The 15,787-nt window shown below is 59.1% G+C and carries 10 protein-coding genes and 7 pseudogenes; 5 read left to right on the forward strand and 12 right to left on the reverse strand.

All coding sequences use genetic code 11. The features are described 5' to 3' along the window. From AB4Y42_RS42205 to AB4Y42_RS42220, 4 genes and pseudogenes are all read right to left on the reverse strand, one after another. Positions 1 to 127 (reverse strand): annotated as a pseudogene (locus AB4Y42_RS42205) (DNA-binding response regulator); the annotation flags it as partial. A gap of 55 nt (positions 128 to 182) precedes the next feature. After that, positions 183 to 425, reverse strand: a pseudogene (locus AB4Y42_RS42210) (hypothetical protein); the annotation flags it as partial. Beyond that, positions 423 to 1,197, reverse strand: a pseudogene (locus AB4Y42_RS42215) (ATP-binding protein); the annotation flags it as partial. The pseudogenes AB4Y42_RS42215 and AB4Y42_RS42210, both read right to left, overlap by 3 nt. Then, positions 1,190 to 1,771, reverse strand: coding sequence for a DUF4194 domain-containing protein (locus AB4Y42_RS42220; protein ID WP_368697644.1), 582 nt, complete (start codon positions 1,769 to 1,771; stop codon positions 1,190 to 1,192). The gene AB4Y42_RS42220 and the pseudogene AB4Y42_RS42215, both read right to left, overlap by 8 nt. Positions 1,772 to 2,090: 319 nt before the next feature. Here AB4Y42_RS42220 and AB4Y42_RS42225 point away from each other — a divergent pair. Continuing rightward, a pseudogene (locus tag AB4Y42_RS42225) lies at positions 2,091 to 3,368 on the forward strand (tyrosine-type recombinase/integrase). Here AB4Y42_RS42225 and AB4Y42_RS42230 read toward each other — a convergent pair. From AB4Y42_RS42230 to AB4Y42_RS42255, 6 genes and pseudogenes are all read right to left on the reverse strand, one after another. Next, a complete protein-coding gene (locus AB4Y42_RS42230) occupies positions 3,310 to 3,612 on the reverse strand; it encodes a helix-turn-helix transcriptional regulator (protein WP_368697645.1) in 303 nt (100 codons plus the stop codon). The pseudogene AB4Y42_RS42225 and the gene AB4Y42_RS42230 sit on opposite strands and share 59 nt — an antisense overlap. A 1,327-nt stretch (positions 3,613 to 4,939) precedes the next feature. Then, the gene (locus AB4Y42_RS42235; RefSeq protein ID WP_368697646.1) at positions 4,940 to 5,161 is read right to left on the reverse strand and encodes a transposase; all 222 of its coding nucleotides are present in this window, start codon (positions 5,159 to 5,161) and stop codon (positions 4,940 to 4,942) included. Between the two features lie 157 nt (positions 5,162 to 5,318). Then, positions 5,319 to 5,792, reverse strand: coding sequence for a LysR substrate-binding domain-containing protein (locus AB4Y42_RS42240; protein ID WP_368697653.1), 474 nt, complete (start codon positions 5,790 to 5,792; stop codon positions 5,319 to 5,321). Continuing rightward, the gene (locus AB4Y42_RS42245; protein ID WP_368697647.1) at positions 5,789 to 6,094 is read right to left on the reverse strand and encodes a LysR family transcriptional regulator; all 306 of its coding nucleotides are present in this window, start codon (positions 6,092 to 6,094) and stop codon (positions 5,789 to 5,791) included. The genes AB4Y42_RS42240 and AB4Y42_RS42245 overlap by 4 nt, the downstream gene beginning before the upstream one ends. A 103-nt stretch (positions 6,095 to 6,197) precedes the next feature. Further along, positions 6,198 to 7,387 (reverse strand): annotated as a pseudogene (locus AB4Y42_RS42250) (MFS transporter). Between the two features lie 213 nt (positions 7,388 to 7,600). Further along, positions 7,601 to 8,867 (reverse strand): annotated as a pseudogene (locus AB4Y42_RS42255) (tetratricopeptide repeat protein). Positions 8,868 to 9,140: 273 nt separating this feature from the next. Between AB4Y42_RS42255 and AB4Y42_RS42260 the strand changes: the two are divergent. Continuing rightward, on the forward strand, positions 9,141 to 9,551 hold the full coding sequence (locus AB4Y42_RS42260; protein WP_368697648.1) for a hypothetical protein: 411 nt from the start codon (positions 9,141 to 9,143) through the stop codon (positions 9,549 to 9,551). A 6-nt stretch (positions 9,552 to 9,557) separates the two neighbouring features. Beyond that, a complete protein-coding gene (locus AB4Y42_RS42265; RefSeq protein WP_368697649.1) occupies positions 9,558 to 9,830 on the forward strand; it encodes a helix-turn-helix domain-containing protein in 273 nt (90 codons plus the stop codon). A gap of 290 nt (positions 9,831 to 10,120) precedes the next feature. Here the strand turns inward: AB4Y42_RS42265 and AB4Y42_RS42270 are convergent, their stop codons facing one another. Together AB4Y42_RS42270 and AB4Y42_RS42275 are read right to left on the reverse strand one after the other, a co-directional pair. Next, entirely contained in the window at positions 10,121 to 10,831 is a 711-nt protein-coding gene (locus AB4Y42_RS42270) for a hypothetical protein (RefSeq protein WP_368697650.1), read from the reverse strand. A gap of 142 nt (positions 10,832 to 10,973) precedes the next feature. Beyond that, a complete protein-coding gene (locus AB4Y42_RS42275; RefSeq protein WP_368697651.1) occupies positions 10,974 to 12,626 on the reverse strand; it encodes a thiamine pyrophosphate-binding protein in 1,653 nt (550 codons plus the stop codon). A 1,028-nt stretch (positions 12,627 to 13,654) separates the two neighbouring features. Between AB4Y42_RS42275 and AB4Y42_RS42280 the strand changes: the two are divergent. Beyond that, positions 13,655 to 13,917, forward strand: a pseudogene (locus AB4Y42_RS42280) (transposase); the annotation flags it as partial. Positions 13,918 to 15,081: 1,164 nt separating this feature from the next. After that, a complete protein-coding gene (locus AB4Y42_RS42285) occupies positions 15,082 to 15,756 on the forward strand; it encodes a reverse transcriptase domain-containing protein (protein ID WP_368697652.1) in 675 nt (224 codons plus the stop codon). The last annotated feature ends 31 nt before the right edge of the window (positions 15,757 to 15,787 follow it).

Genomic DNA, 15,787 nt, shown 5'->3' on the forward strand with positions numbered 1-15,787 from the left:
GCGCGGCGAACGCGGTCAGCGCGAGCGCGCCGTCCGTGACGCGATCTGCCGCGTACGAGGCGTCCTTCAGCGCAGCCTGGACAGCTTCGCCAATCATCGGGTCGTCTTCGACAAGCAGTATCCGCATACCTCCACTCCACGAGCGATAGCCGGAATCAGCGCCTGCGATTTCCGCATGCGCGTCACGAGGTCTTGCCGGCGAGCCTGTCGAACGTGTGCAGGAGGTCGTTCATCGCGGCCGTGCAGTCGGACTGCGTCGGGTGGTCAGCGCGCAGCGCTTCGAGCGCGCGGTCGATCGCCTTGTCGAGCACGTGCCAGTCGTCGGCCGCGCGTGGTTTCAGGCCAGCTTCGGCCTCGTCCCACGCGACCTCGAGATCCTTGATGCGTGTCTTGCCACCAGGCAGGTCGCCCCTGGCGACGAGATCGCAGTCCGCGACGAGCGGTGTCAGCAGCCCTACCTGGCTCTTGGCTTTGAGAACCGCCTCGTGAGCGCGATTGAGAACGTCGAAGTGGGTGATCAGTGCGTCGACGCGCGGCGCGACGTCGAATGGCTCGAGCATGTGGCTGCGCACGAAGTCGGTCAGGTTGCCGACCGATTTCATCGAGACGGTCTGATGAAACAGTTCGAGCGCTTGCTCGTTTTCGATCCCGAAGCGCCGCCGGAACCAGGCGCTGTATTTGGGAAAGGTATCCTCGATTTCGGCGCCAAGCCCGCGTAGTTTCTTGCGCAACTGGGCGATGTCGGTGCCGAAGCGTGAAAAGTCGGCAGCGATCGAGAGCTCGCGTTCGGCGCAGACGAAGAACCGCGCGGGCTGGGCATGCGCGTCTTTCATCCAGAACACCTGCGCGAGTGTGACGGTCGTATCGTACCCTGCGTTACGGAAGACGCCCAGGATCACCGAATTGCTGTTATGGTCGCGCAGGCTGACGGGCTTTGCGCTCCTTGCTGTCTGCGCCCGCAGCCTTGTTGTAGGCGATCCGCTGCGCGGGCACGAGCAGCGTTGTGATCGCGTCGATCAGTGTCGACTTGCCTGAACCGATATCGCCCGTTAGCAGGCCGTTGCGGCCATTCACCCCCAGTACCCAGATCCGGTCGTCGAACGTGCCCCAGTTGAAGACCTCGAGCCGCTCGAGGCGAAAGCCCGTCAGTCTATCGTCGGCGGAAAAATCGAGGCCAAGCGTGCGCGGCTCATTCATTGCTGCCATCCTGTCGATCCGAAACCGTCGAGCTGTCCAGTTGCGCCCGGTAACTCGCAAGGCGCGCGTCCAAGTCGAGCAGCCATTGCGCATCGACGAAGGCTTTCAGGATGCGCCGCACTTCGAATGCGGGCGGCCCGCCCGTGGTTTTCATCCGGCGCAGGAAACCGAGCTCGATGATCTTGTTCACGTGCGTATCGATCTGGTCGACGAGGCGCGCCTCGTTGGTGCTCGCGGGAAGGAACACGCGCATGAGTTCGAGGATCTCTTCGCGCGTCAGGACGAGCCGCGTGTCACCGCCGCCGCCATCCCATTCCGCGAGCTTTTTTCGCAGCAGCGCGAGCAGCAGGCTTACAGGGAACGAAAGCGGGCGGCGGGCGACGAGGCGCGGCAGCTTTGCCGGCTCGCCGTTCTCGACGTCGGTCTCTGGCTCGGCACGGCTTTTCAGGAATGCGTAACCTTCCGCGTCGTCCACCGCGAGTTCGAGCCCAAGCACGGCAACGTGATCGCGCACGCGCGCTTGCAATTCGAGCAGCGAAGCCCAAAGGCGCTCGTTTCCGTCGCGATACACCACGCCCTGAGCAGCGTGACTACCAGCGTCGGCAAGTCGTCTCGACCGAGTGTCGAGTCCTTCTGTCCTTCAGTCATTTTTGCATGGCGAAAACGAATAGCCGTAAATCCAGCACCGGCTGGAATCGTCAAAACGCGTCCGAGATCGTAGATAAGTCGCGGAATTAAAAAGAGAAAATTGTGCGTTCTGCGATGCCCTGATTTCCGTACGTACGCTCGTCTCCACTCGCTTAAACTTGTTGTCATGGCGTAGGTTTTTTCGCCGTTGCCGAGAAAACCTACGCCGCGTATCCTTCTCTCGAAAAACCCACGCCGAGTGAACTATGCGCTTTGATGCACGTGTCGCGGCCAAATTGCCGATCGGCGAGCACATGACCTTTGAGGGATTTCCGGGACTACGTCTGCAGGCTTCGACGAGCCGGAAGTCGTGGACGTATCGCTACAAGTCACCGGTTGACGGCCGCATGCGACAGGTGAAACTTGGCGAATGGCCTGTGATGGCATTTGCAGCAGCAATCGCTGCATGGGAAACGAACCGCGTCGAGCGCGATACTGGCGCCGAGCTCTCCGCACTACGTCGAAAGAAGGAGCGGGCGGCAGCCCGTCCATCACCGGACGAGTACACCGTCAGGCAGCCCTGTCGCGACTATCTCGAAGGGTACATGGAGGTGAGCCGCAAGGCGAAGGGGGCGATAGAGGTCGCTCGCATCTTCAAGGCGATGCTTGATCCGATCGCAGATATGTGCGCTGCGACCATCACGCGCGCCTAGGCCTTCGATTTCCTCGAATCGTACCGGGGCACGCCCATGCTCGCGTCGCGACTTCGCATGGAGCTTGGTTGCGCCTGGCATTACGCGCTCGATGCTGGCCGCCTTCCAGAGGACACTGCGAACTGGTGGCGTGAGGTTCTGAGAGGGCGCTTGAAGAGCAAAGGACGCAAGGTCGAGGGGAAGTATACCGGGACGCAGAAGCGCGTCCTCTCGGTAGACGAACTTGGCACGCTGATCCGGTGGTTACCGAACTTCAGCTTGACCGTTGCTGACGCATTGACGCTCTACCTCTGGACCGGCACAAGGAGCGGCGAAATCGTCGCCATGGAGGAAACCGAAATTGCCGAGGAGGCTGACGGCCTGTGGTGGACCATCCCGAAGCACAAGACCAAGGGGCTTCATAACGAGCGAGCAACGGATTTACGGCTGCCGCTCATCGGCCGTGCCGAAGTCGTCGTGCGTCGGCGGCTAGATCAGGCCAAGGGAACATTCCTGTTTCCTTCATCATCGCGTGCCACGGCGATGAACCAGACTGTGATTCAGCACGGCGTCTACTACCACCAGCCATATTGCAAGATTGCACCGAAACACGACCGACCTCGTCTGCCGGTCACGCACTGGTCTGCCCATGATCTTCGGCGAACGACGCGAACACTGCTGGCAACGCTCGGTTGCCCCAATGAAATCGGGGAGGCGGTACTCGGCCATGTACAGCCAGGTGTCGTTGGAATCTATAACCGTCATACCTACGACAGGGAACGGCGGGACTGGCTTACCCGGTTGTCGCATCGCCTCGAGGAGATCGCTGCCACGTATCCTGTGAGGAAGTAGCGCGACGGCGCCGATTGCTGTGACCGGTGTTTGGAGGAGGGAGAAGATCCGACACGGGGCGCTCCTCGGCCCACGCTTCGACCTCGCGGGTGAGCCACGCGACGCGACGTCCGGATAGCATCCTGGGCTTTGGAAACTGGTTTTCGCGAACGAGCTTTTGCACGCTCGTCTCTGAAAGGGAGACAGTGGCAGCAACGGCAGGAAGATCGAGATAGAGCGGTTTCATACTGGTCGGTGCGGGCATGCTGCAATCCTTTGGCTTGTGGGGGGCGCTGACCAATGAACAACATTTTGTAATCCGATTTTGCTCGAACTGCTCATGATGCCGGACGCGTTGCGCTCCACGAAGCTGTTTGGACGGGCTTGTCTCGCTGTCCTCGCAGAGATTCCTTCAAGTCCTCTTCGTCAATATCAACCGCTGTAGACAAGGAGGGACGCGGCAATAAACGACACGCAACGGAAAAGAATCGCAGATCTGCCGGGGAAAGACTTGTTCCCAAGGCGGAGAGGAAGTGCGTTTCTGATCAAAAAGACCCGCGGTGGTCCAGAAACGAAGCTCCACCGCGGATACGACAGATGACCGCCAGTGCTTTACGGAATGGCTAACGTACTCAGGTAGTGCGGCATAGTCACCTATCATAATAGGTTGTTCGGGGAAAACAAGGCGTTCAGTCTTCGCCATTAGTTAGCAGTTCACATGATGTGGCCGGATGGAGGGAGCGATGCTCACGCCATGTCACGATAATTCACGAACGACGAGAATCACTCAACTGAGCCACCAACGAGAGCATGTTCACGCACACGGCATATACGCGGTACATACGTTCTCGCGGACGCGCACGCAACGCCGCCGTCCGTGGCGGAATCGGCTTTACGCTGTCTCCGCCCCAAAAAAACCATGACACCGGTGGCGGCCGGTGAACGACATGCAGAGCGCAGGGCGAGAACATTTCCCGACCTCGAACTTTCGATGTAGTCACAAACGTGCTCGCTCACAGCCGGATCGCGTTGTTCCAAAATGGACGTTAATCGATCGAAAGCTCTCCAGCTTGTGTTGAAGAATAAGTAATTCGGATTCTATATTGCTATCGACCATCATTCGATGCCTAGGAGAGGACTCGGATTGCACTCGCAGGTCTCTGATTTGATGTCGATATTTTCTGGTTCGCCATCGCCAATGTACTCGTTTGTTGCCGCCTACTAAAAGCACGCCGCTTTGTCGCACGAACGCAACGGTACTTTGGCGGCTACGCCCCACACCATGACGGCGCGTAGCCGCCTATGGGATCGACCGGAGGACGCCGGGCATGCAAACCAGATCGCCCCATCATCTATGAGCTTGTCCGGTCAGTCCCAGCCAGCTTCCCGTTCCGCTTCCTTGCGCACACAACTGGACCACACGGTTGCTATGGCGTCCGATCGCCGTGTGAGGCAAGGCGCAGTGTGGAGGCGGGGACAAGACGCGCGAGGTCGTCGATGTCCAGTAAGGGACCGTTCGTGTCTCTTATTGCAATTTTGTTCTTGCGCGCAACGCTGTCAAACGGCGAATTACATGCGTGACTGTTGGAGAGCTATAGTCCTAGAGTTGCTGGAACTTTTCCTTGAGCAGATAGGCACCGCACGGTGCGCAGGTTGTACTGAAGCAATTCTCGCAGGCGGACGCGTTGCTTGCCGGTGAGATTCTCGCGCCGCTTGAGCAGGCACCAGCGGGATTTCTGGAGCACGTGCTCATAACCGTCGCGAGTCATGCGCCAGGCCTCGTCGGCACGAACTTCGTCGATGGCCTTGTTCATCTTGGCGACGATCTGAAAGCGGTCGAGAATATTTTGGGCATTCGGGCAATATGCGCGCTTGCGGCGCGGGCGTCACACAGGCTCTTGAGACGATCTCGCATCCGACGTTACGTTGAATTGCCGCGCCAGTGCGAGGAACCCGGCGAGATAGATGCTCTTATGTATTCCGTCTTGGCCGTTGCGAACCGTGCGAATTGGCATGGCAGTCTTCCTGGATAACTAGCCAGTCTGGCAGCACGGCGACCCCACGCTGGGCGGCAACGAGCTGTAGCATCAGATCGGTCTGCTCAGCGGTGCGATAAAATTTGGGCCGGCAATGGGCTGGGACAAGGAAGCGCGTATCGAGCCGCTCCTTGCTGACCGGCACCGTGATCAGTTCTTCGGCGAGCAGGTCATGCGGCAGCGCGAATTCGCGCGCTGCAAGCGGGTGCTGCTCGTGTACCACCAGCATCAACTCGTAGTCGATGACCGGTTCGAACACGACGTCGGGCAGGTCGATCGGGTCGGGTGTGACGAGCAGGTCGATTTCATAGCCGAGCAGTGCTACCACGCCATCGAAGCCGAACGCGGTCCGTACGTCGTAATCGACATCCGGCCAGCCTGCGAGATAACGTGAAGTCAGCCGCGTCAGCCATTTCTGGCAGGGATGGCACTTGCGCCGCGTCGCCCTTCGGCAAACTCGACGAGCGTGCGCTCGGCGTGTTCAATCTGCGGCAGCACGCGCTCCGCGAGTGCAAGCAGGTATTCGCCCGCGTGCGTAAAGCGCAGGCCGCGCCCGTTCTTGGTCCAGAATTTGACGCCATGCCGCTCCTCGAACTCGCGGACCATATGTGACAGCGCCGACTGCGTGACGTTCAGGCGCTCGGCGGCCGCGGTCGGGCTGCCGAGTCGCTGGACTTCCTTCAGGATCGAAAGATACTGGAGATCGAGCATCGTTGAACTCCCCACATTACGTGCACCCGGCGATCGCGGGGGCTGTTGCGCGCGCGGCGCGTCGATCGGCCCGTGGCCCCACGACGCGACGCACCCGTGCGGCTCATGCTGTCGCCGTGCCCCGGCCCGAGGTCCACAGGAACGCTGCTAGCCCGACCGCCGGCCCCGGCACCAGCAGCCAGATCGCGTCGAGCCCGATCCGCTCGAGCAGCACGGTGGTGGCCGCGATCGGGACGACCGTGATGGCGAAGCCGACCGAGTTCTGAATGGCCAGCGCGCCTCCGATCCACGCAGGCGGGCACGCGCGTGCCGCCAGCGCCGAGAATTGCGGCGAATCGGTGACTACCGACGCGCCCCAGACGACGAGCAGCGCCGCCATGGCCATCGGCGGCAGCACGCGCCATGCGAGTGCGAAAGTCAGTGCGCAGAGCCCTGAGATGGCTAATGCACCGAGCGCAACCTTCGCGCTGCTCAGCGTGTGCGACAGCAGCCCGCCGACGAGCGAGCCGATTGGGCCGTGGCGATGACGCTGAAGGCGAGGCCCGACACGCCTAAACGGGGAAACTGCGACGCCAGCGCGGTATGTGCGATCAAAAGCGGCACGGCGGTCCAGAACGTGTAGAGCTCCCACATATGGCCGAAGTAGCCGAGTGTCGCCGCACGAAATTCGCGGATCCGGAGCGCACCGAGCACAGCGGCCGGGCCGCCTTGCTGCCCGACGGCGGCGTTCGTCCGCGGATGGGTGCCGTCACCGAGGAGGCCGATCACGCTGGCGCCGATCAGCGCGAGCACCGACGTAGCGGTAATGATTCACTGCCACGCCAGACCGGTGCCGACGACCCGCATTGCGTGCGGCAGCGCCGTACCGAGCGTCAGCATGGCGACCAGCTGGGCCAGCGCGGAACCCGTGCGATCCGGCGCCCACCCGACGATCAGCTTCATGCCCATCGGATAGATGCCCGCGAGGCAGATGCCGACGCCGAACCGGAACGCGGCGCCCGTGACGAGACCGCTCGACAGCCACGCAAAACCGAGGTTGAAGGCGGCCCCGAGTACGGCGCTGCATACGAAAATCCAGCTCGCGCGAAATCGATCGGCGGCACCGCTCGGCGAGATCGCGAGCGTACCGAAGATGAAGCCCAGTTGTATGGCGCTGGTCAGCCAGCCGATGTCGGCAGCGCTCGCGTGCCAGAGCCGCATCAGGTCCGGGGCCGTGCTGTTCGCGCTGAACCACAGCGCCGTACCGAACAGCTGCGCGATCGCGGCGACCGGCCCGATTCCATCGACAGCCAGCGCCGCAACCCGGTGCGCGGTTCCACGATGCTTGAACACATATGACTTCCTTGGCGGTTGCGCGACTGTCCGCTTTCTCGCACACCGTCCTCGCGCCGAATCGGACGGAAATGCCCATACGCTCCGGCAGGGGTGCCAGCGGTCGACGGGCAGGGCTGGATGGAGGTCGCGGGTCGCGCCGCTGTCGGGTTACGTCGACAAGAAACGATCGAATCAGGCAGTGACGAGCAGACCCAGCCAGCGCGTATCGCGCGGTGACGGGCGTCGATGCAGGCGCTGCTCGAGCAGCGCTCGTGCCTTGTCGGCGTCGCCGCTGCGCATCCACGCGATCAGCAGCGTGTCCTGCACGATTTCGCGTTGCGCGCCGCTGCCGCCGATGCGTATCGCTTCGTGCGCGACGGGCTCGAGAATCGCCGCGCATTGTGCGTATTGCTCCTCGGCGAATGCGAGCGCTGCACGGCAGATCGCCGGCACGCTCGTCGAGCGCCGTCTTCGCGCCCGTGGCTGCCGCGATCAACGCCATATGGACATCGGCGAAAGGGAAGCCCGCCTGCCGGAAGTAGTCCGATGCATACCGGGCCGCATCGTCCCACTTGCCGTCGGAAACGGTGTGACCGTAAGCCTGCATGCGCCAGAGGAACGAAGCGGTATCGCTGACCACGTCGATCGGCACGCCCAGCGACGCTGCAGGCGCAACCTGCGCGTCGTAGATCGCGAGCGCGCGTCCGGTATCGCCGCGTTCGAGCGCGATCAGCGCCGCATGCCATGCAATGTGGCTGTGAAGGATGCCGCTGCGGTCGTATTCAGGCAGCCAGCCGGCGATCATCGCGTCGGCCTCGTCGTTCGCGCCGGCCTCGTACAGCACGTGTGCGACCGCGTGCGCGGCATTGACGTTGTGCCGGCGCAATTCGAGTGCACGCTGCGTCAGCGTACGGCCGAGCCGGACGTCGCCGTTTTCGCCATGCGCCCAGCCGCGATACGTCAAGAACCACCAGTCGTCGTCCCCGAAATGCCTCGCATGGGGCTCGCAAAGATCGACGCGTGCCTGATCGTGATCCGCCATGCCCGAAAACGCGAACAGGCCGAACGCGCCGAGCGGCAGCGACATCACGATCACGTCGCGCGGCCAGCTATCGGCATGTTCGAGCGCGGCCGTCAGTGCCTGTGCGGACTGTCCGTGGATTACGAGCGACAGCACGTTGACGTGGCTGCGCTCGCGCGGCGTGCCGTTGCGGGCAGCGAGTGCGACTGCGTTTGTGATCATCGCGCGCGCCTCGCCGATCTCGGCGCGAATCGCATGCAGGCGTGCCCGCGCCGCCTGCGCCAGCGCGAATTCTAGATCGGCCGCGATCGCCTCGTCGAGCGCTTCGGCCACGCCTGGCCACAGGGACAGGAGCAGGTCGACACCGGAGCGATAGCGCTCGGCCGCGAATTCGGACGTCGTCGAAAGGGGCAGGCTGTAGCGGCCGAAACAAGCCATGAGGCGGGACACTCCGGTAAGAATCGTTGGCGTTCGGGGTTGCAGTGCTCAATTGCGCGTGCGTTGTCGCGAGACAGGCATGACGATGATTAGACCAAGTTTCTCCGTGTCGGTATTTCGATCAATGGACAAGATGTATAGAACATCTGCTAACTGGAGAATCATCATGGTTTGGGAGACGATCGAAGCGCCACCGGCACCCCTCAGGGTGCGCGCGCAGTTCATTCCCGCCCGCCACTGCTTTCCGAACATCATCATGGCTGGCATCAGTAGGTGATCTCGGGTACGCTGACGGTGATCGCGGGAGGAGGATCATGTGTCATCTCGCCGGATCAGGCCGTGTGGCTCGCCACCGGCGCGCGGCATGGGGTCGGTTCGCTCCTGGGCGCGGAATTTCGAAGCCTGTGGATCTCGGACGACGCGGGGCCGGCGCTGCCGGGCACGAGTCCGAGCGTGTTCACCGTCTCGCCGTTGCTGAAGCCGCTGATCGTCGAGGCTAGCGAAATCGAAGGGCAACCTGACGAAGACGGCTATGCGGGGCGCATCACCCACCTGATTCTCGATCAGCTGCGACGTGCGCCGGTGTTCCCGTCGGCATTGCCTTGGCCGCGGGATGCAGCGCTGATGACGTTGTGCGAAGCGCTTTACGCAGATCCAGCGGACCTGCGCGGCACGGAAGAGTGAGGGGCGATGTTCGGCATGTCGACGCGCACGCTGGCTCGCCGGTTCGTCGCTGAAACCGGCATGAGCCTGCGCTCCTGGCGCCGTCGCATGCGCCTGTTCAGGGGGATTGAACTGCTTGCGGGCGTGCACGGCGTGACACGCGTTGCGATGGAACTGGGCTACAGCTCACCGCGCCTTGCTTCCTCGCGGCGATCGGAAACGACGTCGGGATGGCGACGTCGGCAGGATGGTATTGCGTTTACCGACCGGATCCATCGGTTGGACCCGAGAGCACGATGACGATACTTCATGTCCTCATATTAGCTCGATCAACCCTGTTTTATCAACTCTCAAATGATAGTACTGCCCTGACTCAACTAACATCGGTTCTGGCAACGGATGAAAAGCGGCGGTCCAATGACTAGTCGGACCTCTTGAGGTAACAAGAAACTTGCCAAAATAGGCATCGAAGTATGACGTCATTCCGTGACAAATCCCAGATCTGTATATAAAAATTTTATGATCGACAACATCTGAGGAACTCGGATTCAAATAGTCAAAGCTCTTCAAAAGAATTGGCGGTGAAATTCTTATCGGATCATGCGCCATTTGATTGGAAGGGATATACGACCTTTCGGAGAACTCGTTAAACTCGGAAAAATCAAATCCACACTGATTAAATACGAAATTTTTTCAAAAGCTTTTTCGTCAGTACAAAGAAAACCGAATTGTTGAATGCGATCTGGCATCACAACCGTGCCTGGCCCCGCAATCTGGCCATCTTCAGCGATCGTTTCATAGCCTTCGCCGATGACGCCGCAATCCAACGTTTCGGTGAATATAATATCTGGTGTTGAAGGGAGGTCGCAATCAATAATAGCCTGTCTCGATGATTTTGAAATGATGATAATGCGATCGTGAAAATTGTTTTTCTGAATGATTTTTCTCGTCACGTCAGCGATTTCTCCATTCACCTCACATGTGAACACTCTTTTGGCACCATATTTTGCAAATAAGAGAGCGGGAAGGCCCGCGCCAGTTCCGATTTCCACCACAATCTTTCCGCCGACACCAGACGATGCGATTGCTGCTTCTATCGCTGCATTGCGAGCAGAATCATGCAGCATCTCGAAGTGCCATTTCGGGATCTTGTGATTAACTCGGTCAATAAAATTGGTGCGAATCATTTGATGCCTAAAAGAAGGAGACAAGCGACCCAACGGCGTGCTAGTCTGTTGAAATAATGAATTTTCAATGATCCGCCGTTGCGCGAATAAATTAATCTTGGTGTATTTGAGCAATCGATGCCTTCATGTGTTCTCCATCTCCGTTGCAACTGCATCTTCAGCGTTACGCTCCGCCGCTCGGATTTTCGAGCGGGACAGATCATTCTCTTCGCCTATATAGGTTCATTTGTATAGGAAATTAACCGAGGGTGTCGTGTTAGAACGATTCTCTGAATTCGTCTCCCTCAGCATACTCGAGCGGTACCTCGATCAAAATCGGCTTGCTCCGATCACGTCCCGCAATAGCGCTATCAAGCTCTTCGAATGAGCTAGCCCGTGCCCCAGCGACGCCGTTCGCCTTGGCAAGCGCTGGGAAGTCCACGCTCCCGAACTTCAAGATTGCTTCGTTCGCTCCGTTTCCTCCCCGCTGCTGATATCGTTCAATTAGCCCGAACGCGTTGTTGTTCAGGATTAGCATGACGATAGGGAGCGTATGACGGGCTACTGTTTCCAGATCGCAACTCCCGGAGTGAAAGCCGCCATCTCCTGCAATAAGAAACACGGAGTTGTCCGGGTCAACAAATTGGGCTCCTATTGCACTCGCAAGCCCTGTCCCGAAGCTGGAGAGGCCAGCATCGGTAAAGAATTGGCCCGTGCTAGTCGGCTCGCTGAAAAGAATCGCGTGATGACGGTAGTATCCGATGTCCGTTATAAACTTGCCTCCGCCGATATTCTTGTTGACGGCCTCCACCACCTCGATGGGACTGAGCCGCCCGTACGAACTTCTCCGTCGGCGATGGGATTGTATTGTTGTCTTCAACTTATCGGCCGGAAAGTGCTGCTTCGGGGTGGCCGCATATTCACCCAGTTGCTGAAGCGAATCTAAGACGTTCGACGTTACCTCGAAGTCGAACCGATACTTTTCCTTTATCATTTCCGCAGAGTGTGCAGAAATGTGAATTACATTCTTAGGTTTGCCGCGGCACCACATCTTCGGCAAGATATCGTCGACGTACTGATAACCGAAGTTAAGAATGAGATCGACGTCATTGAAGACGTCGTCAAGCGCTGTCGGATAGTTGAGTATTCCTTCCATGTATGGGCTGGCCGAACCGATGTATAGGGGATCAGTCATGGATAGGAAGCCCTTGGCGTTTGCAGACGCCATCATCAGTATATTCCATCTTTTACAAAATTCGACCAGCGCGCGCTCTGCGCCCGCTCTGATGACTTCGTGGCCGATCAGGCATATTGGACGCTCTGCTTTCCGCAAGTACTCGATAACTGTCCTAACGCTAGACGCGCTAAGGTTGGAACGGGGCCATAAGAGCCTGGTTGGTACCTCTGGGAATCCGTCGGCGACCAAACGCGGGTGGGTCATCGAATATATATCGGCTGGGATACTCAGATGCACAGGCCCCGGTGGGTCGATCATCATGACGGAGAACGCATGTTGCAGAACGTCAGGAAGATCTTCGGGATTTTCCAGCTCCAGCGAAAGCTTCGTGACCGGTGCGAAAATGGCGCGCTGATCCACGCATTGGTGGGTCACGTTGTAATGACGATCATCTCGTTCCAGTTGGGCGGAAACGATTAGAAGCGGCGAATGGTTGAGGTGGGCCGAAGCCGCAGCTGTTACCATGTTCGTCGCGCCAGGCCCCATCGTGCAGAAAACAACCTGCGGGCGCAGCGTGCATCGGCCTGAAAACTCAGCGGCCACTCCGGCATTAAACTCCACTCGGCCCGTGACGAAGTCTATATCGTCCACCTCATTAAACAATATGTGCGCGTTCTCGCGGCCTGGGACACCAAAGACGCGGGAAATGCCAGCATTTTTGATAAAGTGAAGCAGGTATTCGGAAACTTTCAAGATTATTCTCCGACCGATTCAAAAAAAGCGATTCGATTTCATTCCATTCAATTTAAGTTAAGTACCAGAAACAAATCCTGGCTTGGCAGGAAGTTGATTTCCGCTCGGCCGAAGGGTAGCTGATGCCTTGTCGGGATCCATGCAATGAGTATGCCAACGGCAGAAGTCTGGAAATGGGGAATCCTGTGTTCTTTTTATTGAGCAACCAGCGATCGCTATTGTCTGGAATCGAGCATCAATGTTGCAAATGCGACGAATCAGCCAATAATTTCCATCAGCCTCGACTGGCGTTGTTGCTAAATCGGTCTACCGCACGGTGGTTTGTGCAGCAACACTCGTTTCGTTTCACAAACGTTCTTTCGAATGACTACTGGCATTGGTCGCAGTGTCGCTAACGCGCGCAGCGCGATCATGTTTTCACGTATTCACGCTTGCCGCGCCGTTTTAGCACGTCCCCGATGCAACTGTTTGCGCGTAGCGGTGGTCCTCCGGCCGCTAGAGAACGGGCCGCTAAAGCTGCCTCAGGCGAAGCGAGACCGACATTTGCTTAACGTGCATTGGACGACCGTATATCGACGACGGCCGAAATTCCTCTCGAACCCTATCGTGAGCGCACGTTCGATCCACGACATCTTGGTCCACGACCGGCAGTTGTGAACGCCGGTCTAAATCCGAGACTCAGTGGCGGCGTTGTGGAATCCCGTTGAACGAGCGGTTCCCTCATTGAGCGACGTGCGGCGATTGTGCAGCCGGGCACGTATGACGCTTTGTGCGTCGTAAGCAGCCCGCAGGGCGAGTAGTGCAGACGCGCAAAGCGCGCTGGGTGATGACGGCGGGAAGTGTTTGTGCTAGAAAGGCGCTGCGCCGAAGAGTCGTCGCAGTTACGTTAGCAATGGCATTCGAGTTAGTCGAGCCTGAAAAATTCTAAGGACCTTGTGCAGCAAGGGTTTGAAGTGGAAAGTTGTTGATGCATTTGCAGGAACCTGGCAGATTAGGGGTTGTTTCCTGCAAATTCTGTCGAGGTCTGGATGGGTCCGAAGACAGCAGTGAGCGAAGGCGATTTGTTCCGGCATCCTCTGCGCGAGCAGATCAACCTGAAGCATCCACTGGTGCGTCTGGCCGATCTGATCAACTGGGACGGATTGAATGCGTCGATGAGCGCGAGCTTCGTCTCACGCAAGGGTCGACCGGCCACGTCACTGAGGCTGATTGCAGGTTTGTTGTATCTCCATATGCGTTCGATCTGTCGGACGAGGAAGTGGTCTGGCAGTGGGTGGAGAACCCGTATTGGGTGCGCCGGGAGACCGGCAAGGTGTAGGTGGTGAGAGTCCACTACGATGAAGGCATAGCGAGCCACATCGCCCCCGAGCCGTGCGCGGGCATCCGCGAGGAGGTCAGCGAAGCGTCGGCAGGGGAATGTGTAGGCCAGCCATGGAGCCACGAAATGGTTTATATCCCGGATGCCGACGCGCTCCAGTTCGTGGAAGGCAATACGAGCGGGCGCGACATCGCGAGTGCCTGCCGATCCGGCGTGGTCGTAGAACCTGGCATGCACGCAAGCGCCTTGCACGGGAACCGGGAGATCTCACGTCTGACCTGGCGTTGTAGCGGTATTAGCCAGGCCCGCGTCGGGAAGGTGAGGAGCCGAAGCCGATGATGTACGGGCGTGAGAAGTCAGACTCCGCCGTAGTGTGCGCTGGGCAGCGCGTTGTTCCGGAGGGTTGAAGTCCCTCTGGCGCCCGGATGAGGGGCGCCATATCCGAAAGCGGGGGTAATGCCTCGCTGGCCGGAGAGAGGTGGGAAGGTATGGAGACGTCTAGAGAATGAAAGGGACTTCCCCTCTCGCTGGTGTCGATGAACGTTCGCAACTTCATCCTGGCACATTGATGCCGACTCGCGGCTTCCGCCGCAGCCTCGGGATGGGGAAGTCCCTTTCATTCTCTAACTGGGCACGAAGGCGAAAGCCGGATACGGACAAGGCGGACCTGAAGCCATCATCTCGCAGTACTCCGGAGGGCAGGGTGTCCGCCGTGAGGCGGAATCCGAAGGGCATGAGGAGAAGTACCGGGCCGTAGTCGATGGGGGCTGCCCCGATGACGAACCGGTCGGCCAAAGGTGGGGCAAGGTCGAGCCTGCACTATGGAGGCGAAGGCGTTCTCATTCACCCACCGCACCAAGGTGTTTGCGGACGGCACGGTACGGAAGAACAGCGTGTGACCCCAGGAGAACTGGCACAGTCCGCGGGTGGCACCGCGGGAAGCAAGCCTATAAGCGAGGAGCGAAGTGGCGAGCGGTGCTGTGCCAGTAGTCGGACGGCTGAGTAGTACCTGAAGCGTAGCCAAAACTACGTGACCGAGCGATCGGCGACAGAGGTGGGTCGGGGAAGGCAGCCGGCGAAGATGATTGGGAAGAACCCGGACGACAGTGAGTAAGGACACGGAGGAGGATCAGTTCCATGAGCGAAATACCCGTACATCCGCGCCCGAGGAGACTGTCTGACTGGATCAACCCGATGGAAGCAAGGAAGGTCCACTCATTAATTGACAAGGTTTATCAACGGAAGAATCTGGAAGTCGCCTGGGAGCGAGTCCGGGCCAACCGGGGCAGTGGCGGCGTCGATGGAATCAGCGTGGCAGACTTTGCCGAACAGGCGGACCAGCATCTGGACCGTCTGCAGGCAGAACTGCGTGCGCGGACCTACCAGCCGCAACCGGTTCGGCAGGTCTCGATCCCGAAAGTCGGCAAACCGGGGGAGTTCCGCAAGCTCGGCATACCGTCGATTTACGATCGCGTATGCCAGCAAGCGCTGCTCAACCGTCTGGAGCCGATCTTCGAGCCGGTATTCGACGAGGCCAACTTCGGCTATCGGCGAGGGCGATCGACACACGACGCTTTGCGCAAGATCTGGAGGGAGATCGAAGGCGGCAGGGAATGGATTGTAGGCGCGGATCTGAAGGACTTCTTTGGATCAGTTGACCATGACAAGCTTCTGTCGCTCGTTGCCCAGCGCATCGCTGACGGTCGGGTACTAGTACAACATCCCGTAAATAGGTTGAATAATAATTTGCCTCGGTTATCATCTCTCGATGAGCCGAGGCCGCCATGCAACGCCAGTGAAGCTGGCGAATAAAGAACGACAGGAACTGCTATCGCTGATTGAG

Origin of the sequence: Paraburkholderia sp. EG286B (assembly GCF_040965655.1) — a bacterium.
Lineage (GTDB): Bacteria > Pseudomonadota > Gammaproteobacteria > Burkholderiales > Burkholderiaceae > Paraburkholderia.